General features: G+C 53.5%; 18 protein-coding genes. 14 read left to right on the top strand and 4 right to left on the bottom strand.

Going from position 1 to position 19990, the window contains the following annotated elements:
• Positions 1-9 precede the first annotated feature (9 nt).
• Genes BBD41_RS06510 through BBD41_RS06500 form a run of 3 tightly spaced genes read left to right on the top strand, consistent with a single transcriptional unit; the run spans position 10 to position 3924 of the window.
• Positions 10-1275: a cytosine permease gene (locus BBD41_RS06510; protein ID WP_099477055.1), complete on the top strand. Its 1266-nt coding sequence runs from the start codon at positions 10-12 to the stop codon at positions 1273-1275.
• Positions 1275-2378: an S-methyl thiohydantoin desulfurase family protein gene (locus BBD41_RS06505; protein WP_099477054.1), complete on the top strand. Its 1104-nt coding sequence runs from the start codon at positions 1275-1277 to the stop codon at positions 2376-2378. The genes BBD41_RS06510 and BBD41_RS06505 overlap by 1 nt, the downstream gene beginning before the upstream one ends.
• On the top strand, positions 2371-3924 hold the full coding sequence (locus BBD41_RS06500; protein WP_099477053.1) for a hydantoinase/oxoprolinase N-terminal domain-containing protein: 1554 nt from the start codon (positions 2371-2373) through the stop codon (positions 3922-3924). Before BBD41_RS06505 ends, BBD41_RS06500 begins: the two co-directional genes overlap by 8 nt.
• Positions 3925-3989: 65 nt before the next feature.
• On the opposite strand, the gene BBD41_RS06495 is transcribed toward BBD41_RS06500, so the two are convergent.
• Together BBD41_RS06495 and BBD41_RS06490 are read right to left on the bottom strand one after the other, a co-directional pair.
• The gene (locus BBD41_RS06495; RefSeq protein WP_077564858.1) at positions 3990-4265 is read right to left on the bottom strand and encodes a hypothetical protein; all 276 of its coding nucleotides are present in this window, start codon (positions 4263-4265) and stop codon (positions 3990-3992) included.
• A 180-nt stretch (positions 4266-4445) separates the two neighbouring features.
• Entirely contained in the window at positions 4446-5285 is an 840-nt protein-coding gene (locus BBD41_RS06490; RefSeq protein WP_099477052.1) for a sugar phosphate isomerase/epimerase family protein, read from the bottom strand.
• A 288-nt stretch (positions 5286-5573) separates the two neighbouring features.
• On the opposite strand from BBD41_RS06490, the gene BBD41_RS06485 reads away from it, so the two are divergent.
• Positions 5574-6536 carry an acetylxylan esterase gene (locus tag BBD41_RS06485; RefSeq protein ID WP_099477051.1) on the top strand — a complete coding sequence of 321 codons (963 nt, stop codon included), beginning with the start codon at positions 5574-5576 and terminating at the stop codon, positions 6534-6536.
• 261 nt (positions 6537-6797) lie between these two features.
• Positions 6798-7874 carry an SDR family oxidoreductase gene (locus BBD41_RS06480; RefSeq protein WP_099477050.1) on the top strand — a complete coding sequence of 359 codons (1077 nt, stop codon included), beginning with the start codon at positions 6798-6800 and terminating at the stop codon, positions 7872-7874.
• Positions 7875-8021: 147 nt separating this feature from the next.
• On the opposite strand, the gene BBD41_RS06475 is transcribed toward BBD41_RS06480, so the two are convergent.
• Both BBD41_RS06475 and BBD41_RS06470 read right to left on the bottom strand, forming a co-directional pair.
• Positions 8022-8396, bottom strand: a complete 375-nt coding sequence (locus BBD41_RS06475) for a winged helix-turn-helix transcriptional regulator (RefSeq protein ID WP_077564865.1) — start codon at positions 8394-8396, stop codon at positions 8022-8024.
• A gap of 499 nt (positions 8397-8895) precedes the next feature.
• Positions 8896-9969 (bottom strand): M42 family metallopeptidase, encoded by a 1074-nt coding sequence (locus tag BBD41_RS06470; protein WP_099477049.1) that lies wholly within the window; start codon positions 9967-9969, stop codon positions 8896-8898.
• 636 nt (positions 9970-10605) lie between these two features.
• Between BBD41_RS06470 and spoVAC the strand changes: the two genes are divergently transcribed.
• The 9 genes from spoVAC (at position 10606) to aroE (ending at position 19896) form a co-directional block, all read left to right on the top strand.
• Positions 10606-11097, top strand: a complete 492-nt coding sequence (gene spoVAC / locus BBD41_RS06465; protein ID WP_077564869.1) for a stage V sporulation protein AC — start codon at positions 10606-10608, stop codon at positions 11095-11097.
• A 6-nt stretch (positions 11098-11103) separates the two neighbouring features.
• Positions 11104-12123, top strand: coding sequence for a stage V sporulation protein AD (gene spoVAD, locus BBD41_RS06460; protein ID WP_099477048.1), 1020 nt, complete (start codon positions 11104-11106; stop codon positions 12121-12123).
• Positions 12123-12473, top strand: coding sequence for a stage V sporulation protein AE (gene spoVAE, locus BBD41_RS06455; RefSeq protein WP_077564873.1), 351 nt, complete (start codon positions 12123-12125; stop codon positions 12471-12473). Before spoVAD ends, spoVAE begins: the two co-directional genes overlap by 1 nt.
• A 178-nt stretch (positions 12474-12651) precedes the next feature.
• Positions 12652-13608, top strand: a complete 957-nt coding sequence (locus BBD41_RS06450; RefSeq protein ID WP_077564875.1) for an AAA family ATPase — start codon at positions 12652-12654, stop codon at positions 13606-13608.
• Positions 13609-13610: 2 nt separating this feature from the next.
• Positions 13611-14858 (top strand): DUF58 domain-containing protein, encoded by a 1248-nt coding sequence (locus tag BBD41_RS06445; protein ID WP_099477047.1) that lies wholly within the window; start codon positions 13611-13613, stop codon positions 14856-14858.
• Complete coding sequence (locus BBD41_RS06440) at positions 14855-17068, top strand: DUF4129 domain-containing transglutaminase family protein (protein WP_237087019.1); 2214 nt, start codon at positions 14855-14857, stop codon at positions 17066-17068. Before BBD41_RS06445 ends, BBD41_RS06440 begins: the two co-directional genes overlap by 4 nt.
• 257 nt (positions 17069-17325) lie before the next feature.
• Positions 17326-17856 carry a YqeG family HAD IIIA-type phosphatase gene (locus BBD41_RS06435; protein WP_007129358.1) on the top strand — a complete coding sequence of 177 codons (531 nt, stop codon included), beginning with the start codon at positions 17326-17328 and terminating at the stop codon, positions 17854-17856.
• Positions 17853-18977, top strand: a complete 1125-nt coding sequence (gene yqeH, locus BBD41_RS06430; protein WP_099477045.1) for a ribosome biogenesis GTPase YqeH — start codon at positions 17853-17855, stop codon at positions 18975-18977. Before BBD41_RS06435 ends, yqeH begins: the two co-directional genes overlap by 4 nt.
• Before the next feature lie 64 nt (positions 18978-19041).
• Positions 19042-19896 carry a shikimate dehydrogenase gene (aroE, locus tag BBD41_RS06425; protein ID WP_099477044.1) on the top strand — a complete coding sequence of 285 codons (855 nt, stop codon included), beginning with the start codon at positions 19042-19044 and terminating at the stop codon, positions 19894-19896.
• Positions 19897-19990: the final 94 nt, after the last annotated feature.

The following is a 19990-nucleotide window of genomic DNA, read 5'->3' as shown; positions in this document are numbered from 1 at the left end:
AGCGATAGGATGAGCAATTCAGGAAAAACGCAGTCTTGGTTCACGCTGGGGATCGTCTGGGCCGGCGCGATGATCAGCATACCGGGTCTTCTGGTAGGAAACGCGCTCATCACCGGAATGAGCTTATCCCGAACCTTAGTCGTTACTTTGGTCGGGTATGCGATTATCGTAGCCATCATGATTTTACAGGGGATTCAAAGCACGGAGCTGGGCAAGTCGACCGTCCAGGTAGCGAGTCAGGTGTTTGGCACCAGGGGATCCCGGACGATCCTTTCGATCCTTTTGACGATTGCCTGCCTCGGCTGGTTCGGGATCCAGGCCAATGTGTGCGGCGCGGCGCTGGCAAATTTGCTGGCCGAGTTTGATATTGCGGTTCCGGTCCCCGCAGCCTCGCTCATCAGCGGTTTGGTGATGGTCGTATCTGCCATGTACGGAATCAAAGTGCTGCGCGTGCTCAGTTATATTGCGGTGCCATTGCTGGTCGTGCTCTGCGTGTATGGTTTGGTCAAGGTGCTGCGAGGAGAAACGCTGCAGCTGATTTCGAATTACAGACCTGAGCAGAACATGAGCTTCATGGACGGGCTGGCGGTAACGATGGGCTCCTTTGCGCTCGGCGCGGTTATCGCAGGGGATTATTCGCAATTTTCCGGGAAGCGCTCCGATGTGTGGAAAGCCGCCCTCTTCGGGATTATCCCGGCAGGCGTATTGATGATTAGCGTCGGGGCCGTCTTGACGGTGGCTTACCAAACGAATGATGTTACGGCCGTCTTTTTGAATATCGCCACTCCGTTGATCGGCGGCATCGTGCTGATCCTGGCTGCCTGGAAGACCAACATGGTGAATGCGATCTCGGGCGGGTTCGCGTTGATCAACGTGTTTAATGTATCCAAGGAAAAAGAAAAATGGGCGGTAGGCGCCGCCGGACTGATCGGAACGGTGCTCGCCGTCGCGGGCATCCTGGATTACTTTACGCCGGTCATGTCCGTGTTGTCAGCCATGGTGCCTCCCGTTGCGGGCGTCATGATTGCCGCTTATTGGGTGATGAACAAAGGGGATAAAAGCCGCTGGAAGGAGACGGAGGGCGTTAATCGACTGGGCGTATACTCCTGGCTGACCGGTTCGGTCATCGCCTGCCTACCCGTCGTATTGTCGTTCTTCCCCAGTTTACCGCAGGTATCTAATCAGCCGTTGATCGGCATTGTCATTTCATTTGTCATTTATGTGGTAGGATATCGCTTTACCGTTACAAAGTCTGTCATATTGGAGGAACCATGATGAGATATTTAGATAAAGCCTCGATTGAACATATTGCGATTGGCGCTGCTTTCCTGGGAACAGGCGGGGGCGGAGACCCGTATATCGGAAAATTGATGGCGATTTCGGCCGTTGAGAAGAACGGGCCCGTCAAATTGTATTCGGTCGATGAAATCGGCGATGAAGACTTTTTTATTCCGGCAGCCATGATGGGAGCCCCTTCCGTATCATCCGAGAAATTTCCGAACGGAAGCGAGTTTGTGAAAGTGTTTCAGAAGCTGGCCCGGTATTTGGGAGAGGACAACATCGCAGGCACGTACCCAATGGAAGCGGGCGGCGTCAATTCGATGATCCCGATCGTCGTCGCGGCGCAGCTCGGTCTGCCGCTGATCGATTGCGACGGAATGGGCAGAGCCTTTCCCGAGCTGCAGATGGTGACGTTTCACCTGGACGGGATCTCGGCAACGCCGATGGCGATTACGGACGAGAAAGGAAATATCGGCATTTTTGAAACGATCGATAACAAATGGACGGAACGCTTGGCCCGGGCAGCTACGGTCGAAATGGGCGCGAGCGCTCTGGTGAGCCTGTACCCGACGACCGGGGCTCAAATGAAGAGAAGCGGGGTCCATCATGTCGTTACGTTGTCTGAGCAAATCGGGGAGATTATTTCCTCGAACCATAGAGATGCGAAAGAAAAGCTGCAGGAGCTTTTAACGTTGGTGTCCGGCTACGAGCTGTTCCAAGGAAAAATCGTCGATGTGATCCGGGAAACCAAGGGAGGATTTAATCTCGGCAAAATGAATCTGGAAGGCATCGAAGCCCATACAGACGGGAATATGAAGGTGCATTTTCAAAACGAGAATCTCGTGGCCGAGAGGAACGGACAGGTTGTCGGGATGACCCCGGATTTACTCTGTCTGGTGGATTATGAAACGTTAACGCCCGTTACGACCGAGAGTCTGAAATATGGCAAGCGCGTGCGGGTAATCGGACTTCCGGCTCATGCAAAATGGAGAACGGATAAAGGAATCCAAACGGCCGGCCCAAGGTATTTTGGATATGATTACGATTATGTTCCGATTGAAGAACTGGTGAAAAAGGCGGTGGCTGATCATGTATAGAATCGGAATCGATGTGGGCGGAACGAATACGGACGCCATTATTCTGGACGAGCTTCATCAGTTGATTCACTCCGTAAAATCTCCGACGAGTCTGGACATCAAGACAGGGATTGAAGCATCGCTCAGGAAATTACTCCAGGAATCGGGGATCGACAAAACCCAAATTACGCATGCCATGCTTGGCACAACGCAATGCACCAACGCGATTGTGGAACGTAAAAAGCTGGCGACGGTAGGCGTCATCCGCCTAGGCTATCCGGCAACGGCTTCCGTCCCTCCGTATACGGCCTGGCCGAACGATATGGTTGAGAAGCTGTCCGGCAACTACGCTTTGGTCCATGGGGGGTATGAATACGATGGTCAAGTGCTGGGCGAGGTCGATGAGAATGAAATTCGCGAGCTATTGGCGGCATGGCAGGGAAAAGTCGAGTCCATCGCGGTCATCGGCGTATTTTCTTCCATAAAGAATGACCAGGAGCTGCGCGTCCGCGATCTTATTCACGAGGTATACGGAGAGGAATATCCGGTTTCCTGCTCGTCCCTGATCGGCTCCGTCGGACTCATTGAGCGCGAGAATGCAACCATCCTGAATGCGGCGTTGTGCAAGGTGATCGAGACAACCACCCAAGGGTTCGTAAACGCCCTGGAGGAGGAAGGAATTACGGATGCGGCTGTGTATTTATGTCAAAATGACGGCACATTAATGTCCATTGATTACGCCAAGCAGTTTCCGATCCTCACGATTGCCTGCGGCCCGACGAACAGCATTCGCGGTGCTTCTTATTTGGTGAAGATCAAAGACACGATGGTGCTGGACGTCGGCGGTACGACTTCGGATATCGGCGTTCTGCAGGATGGATTCCCGAGAGAGTCGTCGGTTGCCGTAGAAGTCGGCGATATCCGTACCAATTTCAGAATGCCGGACATTATCTCCGTTGGGCTGGGCGGCGGCAGTATTGTCCGCGTGGACGAAGGCGGCAGGATTACGGTCGGACCCGACAGTGTCGGCTACAGGATCGGGGAAGAAGCGCTTGTCTTTGGCGGCAGCACGCTCACGACCACCGATATCGCTGTCCGGCTGGGACTGGCCGATGTAGGCGACAGGAGCCTGGTGTCCCACCTTGACGAAGCCTTTGCAAAAGCGGTGCAGGCCGAAATTTCCGCAATCGTTGAGCAAGCGATCGATAAAATGAAAATCTCCTCGGGGGACGTTCAGCTCGTTCTAGTCGGCGGGGGCAGCATTATTATCCCGGATTCGATTCGGGGAGTGGGCGGCATGATGAGAGTGGAGAACGGAAGTGTGGCCAATGCCATCGGGGCATCTATTGCTCAAATCAGCGGGCAATACGAACAGATTTATATCTATGCGCGGGAACCGCGCGAGGCTTCGCTTGCGGATGCGGAGGCAAAAGCGGTCAAGCAGGCCGTATTGGCCGGAGCGGATGCGGATACGATCGAATTGGTCGAAGTGGAGGAAACCCCGCTCGCTTATCATCCGGAGAATGCAACAAGGTTAAGAGTCAAAGTTGTCGGGAAGATGAAATAGAATGTGAAATAGCCGGACCCTTAGGCGTTGCGTCAAGGTGTCCGGCTATTTGGCTTAGAGGCTGATCAGGACTCTTCCTGATCGAATTCGGTCTGAATGATTTGATCCTCGGACGGATAGTCGCGCTTCAGCTCCTGATGAAGCTCCCGATTTTCATAGTCGAAGCGATTCGGTGGCCGCTGATCGGCTCTCCATGGGCTGCTCTTGCCTAGCGATTCCGTCATTAGGCTTGAGCCGAAAGGACCTTCGGGAAACTCTTCCGCAGTCAGATCATTGCGCTGGGACTCTACGGTTGACAGATCTGTGTATTCATCCCGTTCTTCCTTCTTAAACCGGTTCATCGTGAAGCCCTCCTGCAGGGTACTTGATATACCCTCAGTGTCCCCTGTGATCCCGGAAATCATGCGGGATAACCGCGGCCAATCTGAAATCAACAGCGATTGTAGGAACATTTTACGTACTTGCCCTACATCCATTCATTGTTCACTTATATAGTCACGGTCCGGCATCCGGCCCTTTGACTATTTCAACCCTGCGGCCTGGAACACCTGATCAAACGCTGCGCGTGATCGGATAACAAGATCTTCAGGCGAAGCTGTCGGCTGGGCAGCTGTCAATATCTCTTGGCTGACGGGACCCGTATACCCGATATCGTTCAGCGCGCCAAGGAAGCCTGCCAAATCGATGACACCCTCACCGGGATACAGCCGATCATTATCGAGGACTTCATGCAATGGAACGTCCTTGGCGTCATTAATATGAACATGAACAATCTGGTCCGCGCGCAGCCGGCGTATATCCGATACGCTCATTTCATTGGTGTACCAGTGGTAAGCATCATACAGAAGCCCGACATTCGGTTCGCCGATGGCATCGATCCAATCCAGCGTTTCTTGAACGGTCCAGATGAACGGATGCTTCCACTGCGTGCGCAGATGATGCGGCCCGACGAATTCCAGCCCCAGCCGAATGCCGTAAGCGCCCAGAATATTCGCACAGCTGCGAAGGCGCTTGGTTGCGACGGCCATGAAATGCGCAGCCGGCGCATCCGTGGAAGGAAGAATGTATGTACAGCAGCGAGTGCAGCCCAACGCAGCAGCAGCGGCTGCTGCGGACGGAAGCTTCTCCAGCCCTTCCAGGAACTGCTCATCCGTTCCTCTCCACTCCACAGGCAATCCGATGGCGCCGATTTGAATATTGCTCGACTGCAGCAGCGCTGCCGCTTCTTCTGTTCCCAAACGGTCCACCAAGCTCTTCGCATCTAAATCCACGCAATCAAAACCGTAGCGGGAAGCGAGTTCGATCAACTGTAAATCGCTTTCAAGTTTCCCGAGTCCTGCAGCTGTTAATCCTTGAAGCATTTCTATCGTCTCCAATCTCTTAAAGTTCATCTCTATTATAGTTATGTTTTCGCCTATAAATCTATGAATCCTTTTTATTAGGAGATTTAAAGTTGAGTTAAAGACATCGAATTTTATATCAGGCAGAGAGGGAAAGCAAACCAAGGTGCAGAAATATTGTTGTTATAGAGACTCCCGTGGCTGCGTATTAATTCTGATTTCGCTTGGGCGCCAATCAATCGGGATGATCGTACAGTAAACGAAGAATCGTAAACCAAGCGACGGTAAAGGAGACGAACAACCAAACCAATGAATACGATACAGATTCGCAAGAGGGAACTGAACAACTGCCGTCCGGAACCGACGATGAACGAGAACGAGCTGAATCGATTCTGGGATCATTATCTCCATGTATACGCAGGCTCGCCGCTTCAAATCGAAAGTGAGCCGGAAGAAACGCCGTATCCCTACATGAAGGTGTCGAAGGTAACATACCGCGGCTTTGACCAGACACCGATCCATGCCTGGTACATAACGCCTGCGGATTCCAATGAGACGCCCAAGAGGCCTTGCGTCATTACCTTTCCTGGATATTCCGGAGACCGAGGGCTTCCGGAGCGATACGCCCATTGGCTGATGCTCGGCTATTCCGTGCTGGCTGCTGATGTCCGCGGCCAGAGCGGAGAGACGGGAAACCTGCTGCCCATGGATGGAGGTGTCGTGAAAGGCTGGGTGTCCCAGGGCATTACCGACATTCATCGATCCTACTATATGGCGATGGCCATCGATACCGTAAGAGCCGTTGATGCAGCCCTGGCACAGCCTGGGGTAGATCCTGCCAAAATCGCCGTCGTCGGGGGAAGCCAGGGAGGAGGCCTCGCCCTGCTTGCGGGGGCATTGCACCCTAAGGTGGCGGCAATCGTGGCTGACATTCCGAATCTGTGCAGAATGGATTACGGCGTGCTGCATTCGGCAAGCTCGTTGACCGAAATCGCCCAATACATCAAGCGTTATCCGGAACTTCTGGATCCTATTCTCTATCATCTGGCCCATTTTGATATCCTGAATCTGGCACCGAGAATCAAAGCGCCGGTCATGGTTTCTGTGGGCTGGAAGGATACGGTATGCATGCCGGAGACCATCTACGCGGCTTATAACCGGATTGAGGCACCTAAGGAAATACGGGATTATCCGTTCTCCGGGCATGAGGTGAATGAGTATCAGAAGAGGGAAGCGGTACTCTTTCTGGAGCGGGTCTTGGGGAAAGCTTAAGTCCGGGGTAAAGCTTAATCAACCATAAGAAGTCAGGGAGGGATGGCTGACCGCCGATCTTACCGAATGCCGGATTTTTAGCCTTCGGATATTAAAAAAAGATATCAAGACGTCGGCACTGACTCCCATAGCTAAAAGGGCGGGTCCTGCTTAAACGTTACCAAAAAGTAATTACATCACTTCAAAGTGCGTACTTCCCAAGCCGAATCCTAACGTGCAAAATGACATTAATTAAAACATGACGTTAGGAGATGAGCATATATGAATACGGATCAACGTTCACAGCATTCGCCCAAAACGGCTTTGGTTGTCGGGGCTAACGGGGTCATCGGCCGCAACCTCATCGAGTACCTTGCGACGCTTCAAGACTGGGATATCATCGGCGTATCGCGCCGAGGCGGGGAGTTCACGAACCGCGTTCGTTATGTATCGGCCGACCTGCTGGATCGGGACGATACGGCCGCTAAATTAAGCGGCTTGACCGAAGTGACGCATATTTTCTATGCGGCATACCAGGACCGGCCGACGTGGGCCGAACTCGTCGCTCCGAATTTGGCCATGCTCGTCCATGTCGTGGAAGCGATCGAGCCCATTGCCGTTAACCTGCAGCATGTAAGCCTGATGCAGGGCTACAAGGTATACGGCGCTCATCTCGGTCCATTCAAGACGCCGGCCCGGGAGACGGATGCGAACCATATGCCGCCGGAATTCAATATCGATCAGCAGAACTTCCTCGAGGAACGGCAGAAGGGCAAAGCCTGGACATGGTCAGCGCTGCGTCCATCCGTTGTCAGCGGTTTCGCCCTTGGAAACCCGATGAATCTGGCCATGGTCATTGCCGTATATGCGTCGATTTCGAAAGAGCTTGGCATTCCCCTGCGTTTTCCCGGCAAGCCGGGAGCCTATCACAGCCTGCTGGAGATGACCGATGCCGGTCTGCTTGCCAAGGCAACCGTATGGGCGGCAACCGATGAACGCTGCGCCAATCAAGCCTTCAATATTACGAACGGGGACCTGTTCCGCTGGAACGAGTTATGGCCGAAGATTGCGCAGTATTTCGAGATGGAAACCGCACCGCCTCTGCAGATGAATCTGGAAACGGTCATGGCAGATAAGGAGCCGGTTTGGAATCGCATGGTTGAGAAGCATGGACTTGCGAAGCATTCTTACCAAGAGGTCTCATCCTGGAAGTTCGGCGATTTCGTGTTCTCCTGGGACTATGATTTCTTTGCGGACGGCTCGAAGGCCCGCCGTTTCGGTTTTCACGAGTATGTCGATACGGAAGCCATGTTCCTGAATATCTTTGATGAGCTCCGGCGTCGCAAAGTCATTCCATAAATACCGGGCAGTAACTGAAGCTCCGTAACAAGGCAGCCGGGAGCGCTTCTTCCGTTCATCTCGTCACAACCAGAACATGAACGGTATTTCTGTTTTTGGATAGCACAGCAGAGCCGGCTATACTATTAGCCGGCTCTGCTGTGCTTGTTAATGCGATTCCTCAAGCAGCGGCTTTTCCCGAACGGTTGCGGAATCGCCGTATTTTCGCTCGATATGAGCATCTCCCCATCGGCACATCAGATGCAGAATTTCCTTTAAGCTCCAGCCATACTCGCTCAGTTCATACTCCACCTTGGGCGGAACTTGATTATAAATTTTACGTACGATAATGCCTTCCTCCTCCAGCTCACGGAGATGCTGTGTCAGCATTTTCTGGGTGATTTGGGGAATCAGGCTTAACAATTCGCTATTACGTTTTCTACCGAAGGTAAGATGAAAGAGAATGACCGGTTTCCACTTACCGCCGATCACCTCCAGCGTCGCTTCGACCGCGGTGTTGTACACTTTTTCCTTATGCTCCATGATAAGCCTCGCTCCTTCCACGATATGGTATTTACCAGCGATTTTCCGACCTCGCGCTTTACTTCCTCCACTATAGCACGAACTCCTTCATCCATCTGATCCGATCTTGCTTGTTAATGCAGAAAAGCATGAACTTCTCCCGTACTCGGTAATGGGCAGGAAGAACGGCTAGCACAATACATTGGACTGCCATCGGTTCGATGGACCCCTACGCCATATCTCCAGGTCTCCCGCTTATAATTCTATTTCGCATGCTCAGTTGCCCGATGACTTCTCTCCCTGGAATACCAGCCAGCCAGGCACGTTTCAATGGCTTTCTTCCTCAATTCCATCGATAGCAGACTGTTGTTGCCAACGCAAAAAGACCTCCAAGATTGTCTCCATATCTTACGACACGGCTCATTCTCTTGAAGGTGTTTTAATTGGTCTCATGCTACGGGGTCAGTCCCGTCTATGGAGTCTGGCTTTATCCCTATTGAACTAATTATTCCGTTTACGGTTATGCCCGGTCCAGAATCGTTTGGAGGGTTGTCCGGTCTAGCCCTTTTACCAGTTTGATCAGAAGCTCCTTGGCTGCTTCGTAGTCATCCGTGTGGATGATGGAAGACGATGTATGGATATACCGTGAGCAAATGCCGATGATCGTAGACGGAACTCCGATGCCGCTTAAGTGAACCTGCCCGGCATCCGTTCCGCCCGGAGATACAAAGTACTGGTATTTAATCTTGTTCGTTTCCGCCGTATCCTGCACGTATTCCACCATGCCCCGATGCGTCAGCATCGTCGGATCGAAGATGCGGAGCAGGGCACCTTGTCCCAGCTGGCCAAATTGGCTCTTGTCGCCCATCATGTCGTTTGCGGCGCTTGCATCGAGACCGAAGAAAATATCGGGCTGGATCAAGTTGGCTGCCGTCCGCGCGCCGCGGAGTCCCAGCTCTTCTTGGACGGTGGCTCCGGCATAAACCGTGTTCGGAAGCTTTTCTCCATGAAGGGCTTGAACGAGCTCGATGGCCAGGCCGACGCCGTATCGGTTATCCCATGCTTTAGCCATGATTTTTTTCGGATTGGCCAGCGGCGTAAACTCGCAGATCGGCACGATCTGTTGTCCCGGACGAATGCCGAACGATTCGGCCTCCGCTTTGTTGTCCGCGCCGATGTCGATGTACATGGATTTGATGTCTACCGGCTTGCTGCGCTGTGCTTCGTCCAGCAAGTGGGTCGGGATGGACCCGACCACACCGGCAATCGGTCCGTTGTCGGTAATAATCTGCAGGCGCTGAGCCAGAACGGCCTGGCTCCACCAGCCGCCCAGCGGCTGAAAACGCACCATGCCCGCTTCCGAAATGCCGGTTACCATGAAGCCGACCTCGTCCATATGTCCGGCCACCATGACTCTCGGACCTGCGTCATCCCCTCGCAATACAGCAAACAGGCTGCCCAGCCGATCTTGCACAAATTCTTCGGTATATGGAGAGAGTGCGTTTTTTACCCATGCGCGCAGCTCTCTTTCAAAGCCCGGCGCAGCCGGAAATTCGGTAAGCGTCCGAAACAATTCGCGTGTAGATTCATTCATATGGCTATTCGCTCCTTTGGAAAAGGTATGTATGAGTTCATCCTTTATAGTATGCCCCTATATATTGCAAAAGTCTACATTACAGCCCGTGGAACAATCGCGATCTCGACCTGGAGAAAATACATCGTCCAAGCACCAAAAGATTGCCGGAGAATACGCTGGAATAAAACATGTCAATGAGTCATGGACAGGGGAAGGGCGAAAAAAATGGGCGAATACGGAGTAGATTTATACGGCCGGCATGCAGATTTCCGCGAGTTTCTGCTCATAATCATTCTTTTCATACTGCTCGTCATATTGCTGAAATATTTTTTGGCTTAATGGGCGAACCGATTACGGCTTCATTTAAGTTTCTTGAAAGAGGCGGCTAAGATCGGCGGCATTCCGGTTACGGAAGGCTGCCTTTTTTGCGTTTAATCTTGCCCCATCGGCTAGCCGTGCCGCCGTGAAGCGCTGTTCCCTGAGGAAGGGAATCATTCAAACAGCTATCACACCGCGCGGCAGCGAATGAAGGATGATTTTCCAAACATAAAGGAAGTTCGTTCAAAGCATAATGATTATCGAGTGATATCCATAATGGCTTTCCGAGGCTGGTTGAAGAATCCATACTTAAATATTCAGCGGAGGTGTAACCAAATGTCCGGTTCCAACAACCAAAAGCCAAAGTCTGATATCAGCACGATGAGCTCGTCCGAATATCAGGCGCTTGCGAAGAAACACGAGCCTCCCCGCGCCGTACTTAAAAACTGTGTACGCGCCTTTTTGGTCGGCGGCCTCATCTGTTTGATCGGTCAATGCATTCAGCGCTTTTTCATGACCGTGTTCGATATGAGCACGACGGAAGCGAGCAACCCGACGGTTGCCGTTCTTATTATCATTTCCGTCATTTTGACCAGCTTTGGCGTATACGACAAAATTGCCCAATGGGCCGGTGCCGGAAGCGCGGTGCCGGTTACGGGCTTTGCCAACTCCATGTGCTCGGCTGCTTTGGAGCACCGGGCGGAGGGATTGGTCCTCGGTGTAGGGGCAAGCATGTTTAAGCTTGCCGGCTCCGTGATCGTGTTCGGTACCGTTGCGGCGTTTATCATCGGCATCATCTACGCCGTACTCGGCATCGGAGGGAGGTAACGCGAGATGAAGATTATCGGTCAAACGTGGCAGTTCGAGAACAAACCGGTCATTATCGGCACCGGTACAATTGTCGGGCCTGAAGAGGGAGAGGGGCCGCTGGCGGAAGACTTCGATTATATATACGACAACATCGAGATCAATGAGAAAACCTGGGAGAAGGCGGAACGCAAGCTCCTTGAGGACGCTTCGAGGAAAGCTGCTGAGAAGGCCGGGATTAAAGAGGATGAGCTTCAGTTCTTTGTAGGCGGAGATCTGATGAACCAGATCATCAGCAGCTCCTTTGCCGCAAGGCAGCTGGGCGTCCCGTATCTCGGCGTATTCGGCGCATGCTCCACCTCTATGGAAAGCCTTGCGGTCGCTTCGATGATCGTGGATTCGGGCTCCGCGAAATATGTGATGGCAGGCACGGCCAGCCATAACTGTACGGTGGAGAAGCAGTTCCGTTATCCGACGGAATACGGCTCGCAAAAGCCTCCGTATGCCCAGTACACCATTACGGGAGCAGGCTGCTCCGTCGTCTCCAGTGAGGGGGACGGACCGCACGTCACCTACGCCACGATCGGGAAGGTCGTGGACCTGGGCATCAAGGATCCCTTCAATATGGGAGCCGCGATGGCACCGGCGGCGGCCGATACGATTACGAAGCATTTCCAAGACACCGGCAGACAAGCCAAGGATTATGATTTGATCGTGACCGGTGACCTGGCATCCGTCGGCCTGCCGATTGCCAAGGATCTTCTGAAGCAGAACGATGTCATCATGGACGGCACGGTTTTTGCCGACTGCGGTCTGATGATTTACGATCTGGAAAAACAGAAGTATGTCAATGCCGGCGGCAGCGGCTGCGGCTGCTCAGCCGTTGTGACTTACGGCCATATCTTGAACCGGATGCGTAAAGGAGAACTAAACAAGGTGCTGGTCGTTGCTACGGGTGCCCTGCTGTCGCCGCTGTCATATCAGCAGGGCGAGAGCATCCCGTGCATTGCTCATGCAGTAGCTATAGAGACGGGAGGATCCAAGTGATGCAGTTTTTATGGGCTTTTATCATTGGCGGTCTGATCTGTGTGATCGGGCAAATCATGATGGATGTTATAAAGCTGACCCCGGCGCATACGATGAGCACCCTCGTCGTGGCCGGCGCAATTGCCGACGGGTTCGGACTGTATGAACCGCTTGTCAAATTTGCCGGAGCCGGAGCCTCGGTTCCGATCACCAGCTTCGGCAACTCCCTCGTTCACGGAGCCTTGACGGAGCTGGAGAGGGACGGCTGGATCGGGGTCGTCACGGGGATATTCGAAGTAACGAGTGCAGGGATATCCTCGGCGATCATTTTTTCTTTTATTGCCGCACTGCTGGTAAGGCCGAAAGGCTAATGCTACAGCCGTCAAGACATCATGCGCCCTGGTTAAACAACCAGGGCTTTTTGCCGTTTAGGGCAAGCCCGGGATTTGGTTAAGGAACAAAATATGGCTTCGAATGTACTCCGCGACCTCGATCATGTACAATAGTACTAAATTAAGTATTTATTCCCTTACAGGAGGTTAGTCATACATGCCCGTAAGCCAAGAATCCATGAAAATCATTTCCTCGGTGCGATCCAATCTGGAGTCGTGCCTGCTAGGCAAAGAATTCGAGATCCAATTGCTCCTTACGGCGCTGCTCGCTGGTGGACATGTTCTGATCGAGGACGTTCCCGGAACGGGAAAAACGCAATTGATCAAAGCTTTGGCTAAATCCATGCAGGGAGATTACCGGCGCATTCAATGCAATCCGGACATTCTTCCGAGTGATATAACAGGGGTTTCCGTATTTCACCCCCGTGATGAAATGTTTTATTTCCGGCCGGGACCGGTCATGACCAATATTTTGCTGGCGGATGAGATTAACCGGGCCACGACCAAGACGCAGTCCGCTCTGCTTGAGGTCATGGAAGAGCGCAGCGTGACCGTGGACGGAGAGACGCATGAGCTTCCGCATCCGTTCATGCTGTGCGCCACCCAGAACCCGATTGATTTTGAGGGAACCTACATGCTTCCGGAGGCGCAGCTTGACCGTTTCATGCTGAAGCTAAGCCTCGGATATCCCGATGCGGCAACCGAGAAGCAGCTCATGTATGCCTCGAAGGACGGACAGCTGTCGGATCGGCTGAAGCCTGTGACGCATATGGATACCGTCTCCGCGATTCAGCGCGAGATCCGCGACATATTTATCGGCGAACCGGTTGCCGATTACTTGTTGAACATCACCCGCTCGACGCGGGAGCATCCTTCCGTCATGCTGGGCGCAAGCCCGCGGGCAACGCTGTCCTTCATGAATGCGGCCAAAGCCTTTGCCTTCCTACAAGAACGTGATTACGTGCTGCCTGACGATGTGAAGACGCTTGCCCCTTACGTTCTCTCCCACCGGATTATGCTGCGTCCGGAAGCACGGCTCGATAATGCAACGCCCGAGTCGGTGCTGGACTTTATTTTGCGACAGGTTAAAGTGCCTGTTCAAATGGGGAGATAAGCATGCGGCGCGCCGTTTCCGTATTTCTTAATGGCATGCAGCCGTCCAGACTGGCAGCGGTATTGACGGTTTGGTGCTTATGTCTTCTGTACGTGTTGTTTCAAGGGGGGAAAACCTCGCTCATGCTCTTTTCGATGGTCAGCCTCTTATCCGTCTATGTCATCGGAGCAGGCTTTGGCGGAGTGAGGCGTGTAAAAGCGAAGCGCGTCATTCTCGGTGACCGGGAACGCCGTGATCAGCTTCATGCAGGGGAGCAGGTACGCGTTCGGCTCGATGTGAACGTTCCAGGGTTGTTGCCGATGCCGTACCTGGTCGTCAAGGAAGTGCTGCAACGACATAACGGCGATTCCTGGTCATTCGAAGACAGCATCATCCCGAACATGCGCGGTGCCGGGGTACTCGTCTTCCTGACTCCGCCTCTCGAGCGGGGACGGTATGCGTTCGCCGGGACGGAATGTATCAGCGAGGATATCTTCGGCATCATGGAGCATCGGGGACGGATTGAAGTGAACACCGAGTTCCGGGTCCTCCCCAGAACGATTTATATTCCGAAATGGAACCGGAATATCCATAGATCCCGGCTTGGCGGGACCCACACGACGGTTTCGGCCTCAAGGCGGGAGACGACGCAAATTAATGGGGTGCGTGACTATGTTTATGGAGACCGGATTTCTCGGATTCACTGGAATGCGACGGCGAAGACCGGTTCGTGGAAATCCAAGGAGTTCGAGCACGAATCCTTTCCCAAGACGCTGATCGTCCTGGATGGCGCCGAGAACGCTTATGTGAGCGATCAGCAATTCGAGGTTGCCGTCTCTGCGGCCGCTTCGCTGATTGAATATGGGGCGAAAGAGCATGCGGGAACGGGCTTGTTTACGGCCACAGAGGAAGGCAAGCTGTTTCCTCCGACAGAGCAGGCAGGGGAGCGTATGCGGATGATTCAGCATTTGGTTGATGTCGATTACAACCGCAAGGGGAGCCTGATTGCCGAGCTTGAGCGCTCTTACCGCCATTTCCCGCAGGGAGCCGTGCTCCTGCTCATCAGTCCGATGAGCGGCCGGGAGGCATCCGAAGTTCTGCGCTGGGTGGAAGCCCGAGGCATGAATCCATGCTTCCTGCAAATTATGAACCCTGGGGGCAAGGCGCTTCGCGATGAATCGATCTCGATCCTGAGGTCGCGGGGGATATCATGTTATTCCGTCTCGTCGCTCGAGGAGCTGCCTGCTGCGTTGGGGGGTGGAGTTGCTTGAAGCTTTGGCTCGATAAGCTGTCAACGACATTTTTTAATACGCTGACGGTGCTGTGGATTTGGATCATCGGCATGCAATGGGTATCCTTCACGGAATCCATCTGGCTGTCGGAGACGACGGCGATCGTCATTGCCGCCATTACCATTACGGCAGTAATTGAAGCGCTGATTCCGCTCAAGCAGGTGTTGAGGCTGGTATTGCAATTCCTATTGATCCTGTACAGCGTGTTCAAGCTGCTGGAAGCCGGCGGCAGGCCGGTGCCTTCATTCGGACCGGACACGGTATTATCCGATGAATTGATGTATTTATTTCCTTATGTATGGTTTGCTGTCGCAGCGTGGGCAATTTTCGTCTTTATATTTCTCTGGGCGAAGACCAAGCGGCGCATTCTGTTTGTTGTCGGACTGAACGTGATCGGCCTTGCGGTTCTGGATTCGTTCACGAAGGTCACCCTTTGGGATGAGACGGCATGGGTAGCCGGAGCAGGCATGGGCTGGCTTGTGACGAACCACTTCAACCGCTTTCGGAGACGGTTCCCGCAAGGATGGGTTAACTTATCCAGATCTCCGTTTAAAATCATTGCCAACATTCTCGTCATCTTCTCGCTCATTATCGTTGCAGGGGTCAATATGCCGCACATCAATCCGACGCTGACCGACCCTTATACGGCGTGGAGAGAATGGAGCGGAGTGCCGTTATCGGGCATCAGCACGAACGGTACCGGTACCTTGATCGAAGCTCCGGTGGAGAGCTCGTCCGGGTATGGCAGAGGCGATAATGATCTGGGCAGCGGCTTCAACTTCGATTACTCTCCCGTGATGTCGGTCAGTGCCGAAGAGCGCAGTTATTGGCGCGGGGAGACAAGGGCCGTGTACTCCGGAACAGGCTGGGCCGACCGGAGCGGAAGACGCTCGGGGGCCGATGTGGGGATCGGGGAAAGCCTTTCCGATGAAGAGGCCAGCTCCGTGCCGACCAAGACCGTGAAGCAAACGGTCACGATGCTGAACGATACCGAATATCCGGTCCTGTTCGGTGCTTATAAGATCCGTGAGGTTCAAATGCTGGATGAGGTTATCGATCCGGAGCGGCTGAGCTGGGTATCCGAAGGGGCGGAGCTGCATCTGCAAGAGGAACGAAACGGCGATTACCCGAAGAGCTATACGCTGGTATCGGAGGTCCCTGTCATTCCGCTTGAAGAGCTTAGGGGCAAAACCTATAGTGAACTTTACGGCGGTTCCCCGGATGATGCTTATCTCCAAATCCCGAGGAATTTTCCTGACCGCGTGACCGATTTGGCCGAGCAAATCACGGAATCGGCAGAAACGCCGTATGATAAGGTCATTTTGCTGCAACAATACTTACAGAGCAACTACTCTTACACCAATACGCCTGACCTGTCGCGCAAGCAAAGCGAGGATTTTGTGGACAGCTTCCTGTTTGAAGTCCGGGAGGGGTATTGCGATTACTTCTCCACCGCGATGGTGATGATGACCCGATCGCTGGATATCCCTGCACGCTGGGTAAAAGGTTATGCGCCAGGAAGCAGCTCTGCCAGCGAATACATCCCGATGGACGGGCAGAGTCCGGTCAGCAGCGGGACCTATACGGTAACGAATGCCGACGCCCACTCTTGGGTCGAGGTGTACTTCGGCGATTACGGCTGGATTCCGATTGAGGCAACACCGGGCTTCAGTATGCCGCTCCTTACGGGCGAGCCTGAAGCCGAGCCGGTGGTTCAAGAAGAGGTACAAGAAGAGGAACAGGAAGAGGCGGAAACGACATCTGCCAATACATCTGGCGATCAATCTTCCGGATGGGGGAAAGGCATCGGCATCGCGGCAGCTGTTGTGATTGGACTGTGGATCGTTTATATTTTGTGGAGAATGCGCATTAATCTGCGGTTTGCCGGGGCGCGTCTCCGTGCAGGCAAGCCGCTGTCCGCAGCCGACAAGGTCATTGCGGAGACCGAGCGATGGCTGAGGTCGGTGCAGCGCAAAGGGTTGGTCCGTCAGGACAATGAAACGCTGCGCGAATCGGTCCGCCGCTGGAGCGAGGCCCATCCATTGCTGGAGCCGCAGCTGAAGCCGCTGCTGCAGCAGTTCGAGGCGGCCCGCTATAGTCCGGCTGAGGTGTCGGAGGAGCAGTGGCGTCTTGTTCAGGCCGATGCGGAGGTCCTCAAAAAAATGATTCGGAAGGTACGTCTGGCTTAAGGAAAGCGCGTGGCAGTCCTCGTCCAAGTGAAGAGGAGGGAGTTTCGCCCTTAGCGGCTTGATCCCGGAGGCGGCCTTATTCAGATCTTAACCGGCAACGGTAAATGCATAGGCCGCCCGAGTCCCTTTAGTGGGGATGACGGTGGTCTTTTGCTGAATATTTCGGTATTAACGATTCAAGAGCTTTTGCTCGTGATTATTTTTACTACGGAACCGGATTATGGTATAGTTTTTCGTATGAAATTGAGGTGACGAAATTGTTTGAAATGCTAATTCCGAAGCTCCGTGTCAATACGGTTTTCGATATTGACCTGGAAGAGCTGTACGAGCAAGGATATCGCGGCATCATTACGGATCTCGACAATACGCTCGTCGGCGCGAAGGCGCCGCTCGCCACGCCGGAGCTCGTGGACTGGTTTAAGAAAGTGAAGGAGATCGGCTTTCAGCTGATCATCGTTTCGAACAACCAGCTTGAGCGGGTCTCGAAATTCGCAACGCCGCTCGATATCCAATATGTGCATGAAGCCCGTAAGCCGAGCAATGCGCCGTTCCGCAAGGCGATGAAGATGATGGAACTGACCGCGGACAAAACGATTGTCGTCGGCGATCAAATGCTCACCGACGTTTATGGCGGAAACCGGCTCGGTTTATATACGGTTTTGGTGATGCCCATCGCCATTAATGACGAGGGCTGGTTTACGCGCATGGTGAACCGCCGGGTGGAGCGGATTGCGTTGACCCGGCTGCGCAAAAAAGGACTATGGCTTGAGGAGGAACCGAAATCATGACCTTGTCAACAGGCGAAGACATCAAGAAATGCAGCGGCTGCGGAATCCGGCTGCAAAGCGCGGCCCAGGATCAGCCGGGTTATTTGCCGGAGAAGGCATGGGAGCGCGATCCGGTTATTTGCCAGCGCTGCTTCCGAATCAAAAATTACAATGAAGCGTCCTCGGTTGCCGTCGATCAGGACGAATTTTTACGTTTGTTGGGACAGATCGGCGGAAAGAATGCGCTGGTCATTCATATCGTGGACCTTTTTGATTTCGAAGGGAGCCTGATTTCCGGACTGCAGCGTTTTGTCGGAAATAATCCGGTCATACTGGCTGTCAATAAAACCGATCTCTTGCCGAAGGTAACCAACTGGAACAAGGTTCTGAATTGGGTCCAGAAGCAGTGCAAGGAACATGGGTTAAAGACGGAAGACATCGTTCTGTGTAGTGCGAAGAAAAATCAGGGCTTTGAACGGCTGCTTGAAACGGTTGCTTATCACAGAGGGGACCGGGACGTATATGTCGTCGGTGCCACCAATGTCGGAAAGTCCAGTCTGATCAACCGCTTAATCCGCGACTACAGCGACTTGGAGCAGGAGCTGACCACCTCACGCTATCCGGGGACCACGCTGGATATGGTCCATATTCCGCTGGATGATGGACGGGATATTATCGATACCCCGGGCATTGTGTACCCTTGGCGTTACAGCGAACTCGTGAGCCGGGAGGACCTGCGTGAGGTCATGCCGGAAAATCCGCTGAAGCCGGCGGTTTACCAGCTTAATGAAGGCCAGACCCTGTTCTTCGGCGGCTTTGCCCGCTTTGATTTCGTGCAGGGAGTCCATCAATCGTTTACGTGCTTTATCAGCGGAAGGCTCAACATTCACCGGACGAAGCTTGAACGGGCGGATGCGTTGTTCGAAGAGCATGCTGGGGAGCTGCTCTCTCCGCCGACCCGCGAGAGGCTGGCCGAGCTGCCGGAATGGACAAGGCATGAAATCCGTATTCCGAAAGGCTCCCGGACCGATGTGTTCATTTCCGGCCTCGGATGGATCAAGGTTAATGGCGACCAAGGGGCGCTCGTGGCCGTTCACGCGCCGAAGGGAGTCAAGGTGCTGACTCGTCCTTCGCTGATTTAAATACGTCGTTAACGCGTCTTCCAGGCCGAAGACGGTTATTCACGGGAGATACGGGGGAGATACAATGAAGGAGACACAAGCCGGCACCGATTATTTGAAGCTCGGCGTCATGGGAGATCCTATCGGCCATTCCAAATCGCCGGCCATGCATAACGCGGCACTTGCCGCTTTAGGCTTGCAGGGGGCTTATATACCGCTCCATATCCGGCCTGAACGATTGGGGGAGGCGATTGATGCGGTGAAGACGCTCGGATTTCGCGGAGTGAACGTAACGATCCCCCATAAGGTGGAAGTCATGCAGTATTTGGATGCCGTTGATGAGGGCGCGGCCCGGATCGGCGCCGTCAACACGATTGTGAACGATAACGGCAGGCTGACGGGCTACAATACAGACGGAATCGGGTATGTGCGTTCCTTGAAGGAGGAGGCATGCCCAGATCTCAAGGGCAAGCGTATTGCGGTGCTCGGAGCCGGCGGTGCTGCCCGCGGCATCATTTATGCCTTGATCGGCGAACAGCCGGAATCGATCTCCATCATTAACCGGACCGAAGACAAGGCCAAGGCGCTTGCGGAGGAATGGGGAACGATGGCCGAGCTTCACGGCTGCGGCGAAGAGCATGCTAAGGACGTGCTTTCGCGAGCGGAGGTCATCATTAATACGACATCGGTCGGCATGCACCCCCGAATTTCAGAAATGCCGGTTCATCCGGAATGGATTCCTGAGGGGGCGGTCGTCAGCGACCTGATCTATAATCCGCTGAAAACCGAGCTGCTGCTGCAGAGCGAGCAGAGGAATTGCACCGTGCACGGGGGACTGGGCATGTTCATCAATCAGGGCGCTTATGCCCTGGAATATTGGACCGGTCTCAGGGCACCGGTGCAGGCGATGAAGGAAGCGGTACTCGCAAGCTTGCTGTAAAGGATTCATTCTTATTGATTAATGGGTAAGCTAAAGCTACAATATAGTTTTCAAACAAGCGAAAAGGCTTGTATAGATGATGAATTAAGGGGTA

It is taken from the genome of Paenibacillus ihbetae (genome assembly GCF_002741055.1).
In the GTDB taxonomy this organism is placed as follows: domain Bacteria; phylum Bacillota; class Bacilli; order Paenibacillales; family Paenibacillaceae; genus Paenibacillus_AQ; species Paenibacillus_AQ ihbetae.
Note: the sequence above shows the minus strand (reverse complement) of the source record. Positions and strands in the feature narration are given on the sequence as shown.

Coding starts and splice junctions, on each gene's coding strand:
- BBD41_RS06510 (WP_099477055.1), top strand. CDS start 10: ATGAGCAATTCAGGAAAAACGCAGTCTTGGTTCACGCTGGGGATCGTC.
- BBD41_RS06505 (WP_099477054.1), top strand. CDS start 1,275: ATGAGATATTTAGATAAAGCCTCGATTGAACATATTGCGATTGGCGCT.
- BBD41_RS06500 (WP_099477053.1), top strand. CDS start 2,371: ATGTATAGAATCGGAATCGATGTGGGCGGAACGAATACGGACGCCATT.
- BBD41_RS06495 (WP_077564858.1), bottom strand. CDS start 4,265: ATGAACCGGTTTAAGAAGGAAGAACGGGATGAATACACAGATCTGTCA.
- BBD41_RS06490 (WP_099477052.1), bottom strand. CDS start 5,285: ATGCTTCAAGGATTAACAGCTGCAGGACTCGGGAAACTTGAAAGCGAT.
- BBD41_RS06485 (WP_099477051.1), top strand. CDS start 5,574: ATGAATACGATACAGATTCGCAAGAGGGAACTGAACAACTGCCGTCCG.
- BBD41_RS06480 (WP_099477050.1), top strand. CDS start 6,798: ATGAATACGGATCAACGTTCACAGCATTCGCCCAAAACGGCTTTGGTT.
- BBD41_RS06475 (WP_077564865.1), bottom strand. CDS start 8,396: ATGGAGCATAAGGAAAAAGTGTACAACACCGCGGTCGAAGCGACGCTG.
- BBD41_RS06470 (WP_099477049.1), bottom strand. CDS start 9,969: ATGAATGAATCTACACGCGAATTGTTTCGGACGCTTACCGAATTTCCG.
- spoVAC (WP_077564869.1), top strand. CDS start 10,606: ATGTCCGGTTCCAACAACCAAAAGCCAAAGTCTGATATCAGCACGATG.
- spoVAD (WP_099477048.1), top strand. CDS start 11,104: ATGAAGATTATCGGTCAAACGTGGCAGTTCGAGAACAAACCGGTCATT.
- spoVAE (WP_077564873.1), top strand. CDS start 12,123: ATGCAGTTTTTATGGGCTTTTATCATTGGCGGTCTGATCTGTGTGATC.
- BBD41_RS06450 (WP_077564875.1), top strand. CDS start 12,652: ATGCCCGTAAGCCAAGAATCCATGAAAATCATTTCCTCGGTGCGATCC.
- BBD41_RS06445 (WP_099477047.1), top strand. CDS start 13,611: ATGCGGCGCGCCGTTTCCGTATTTCTTAATGGCATGCAGCCGTCCAGA.
- yqeH (WP_099477045.1), top strand. CDS start 17,853: ATGACCTTGTCAACAGGCGAAGACATCAAGAAATGCAGCGGCTGCGGA.
- aroE (WP_099477044.1), top strand. CDS start 19,042: ATGAAGGAGACACAAGCCGGCACCGATTATTTGAAGCTCGGCGTCATG.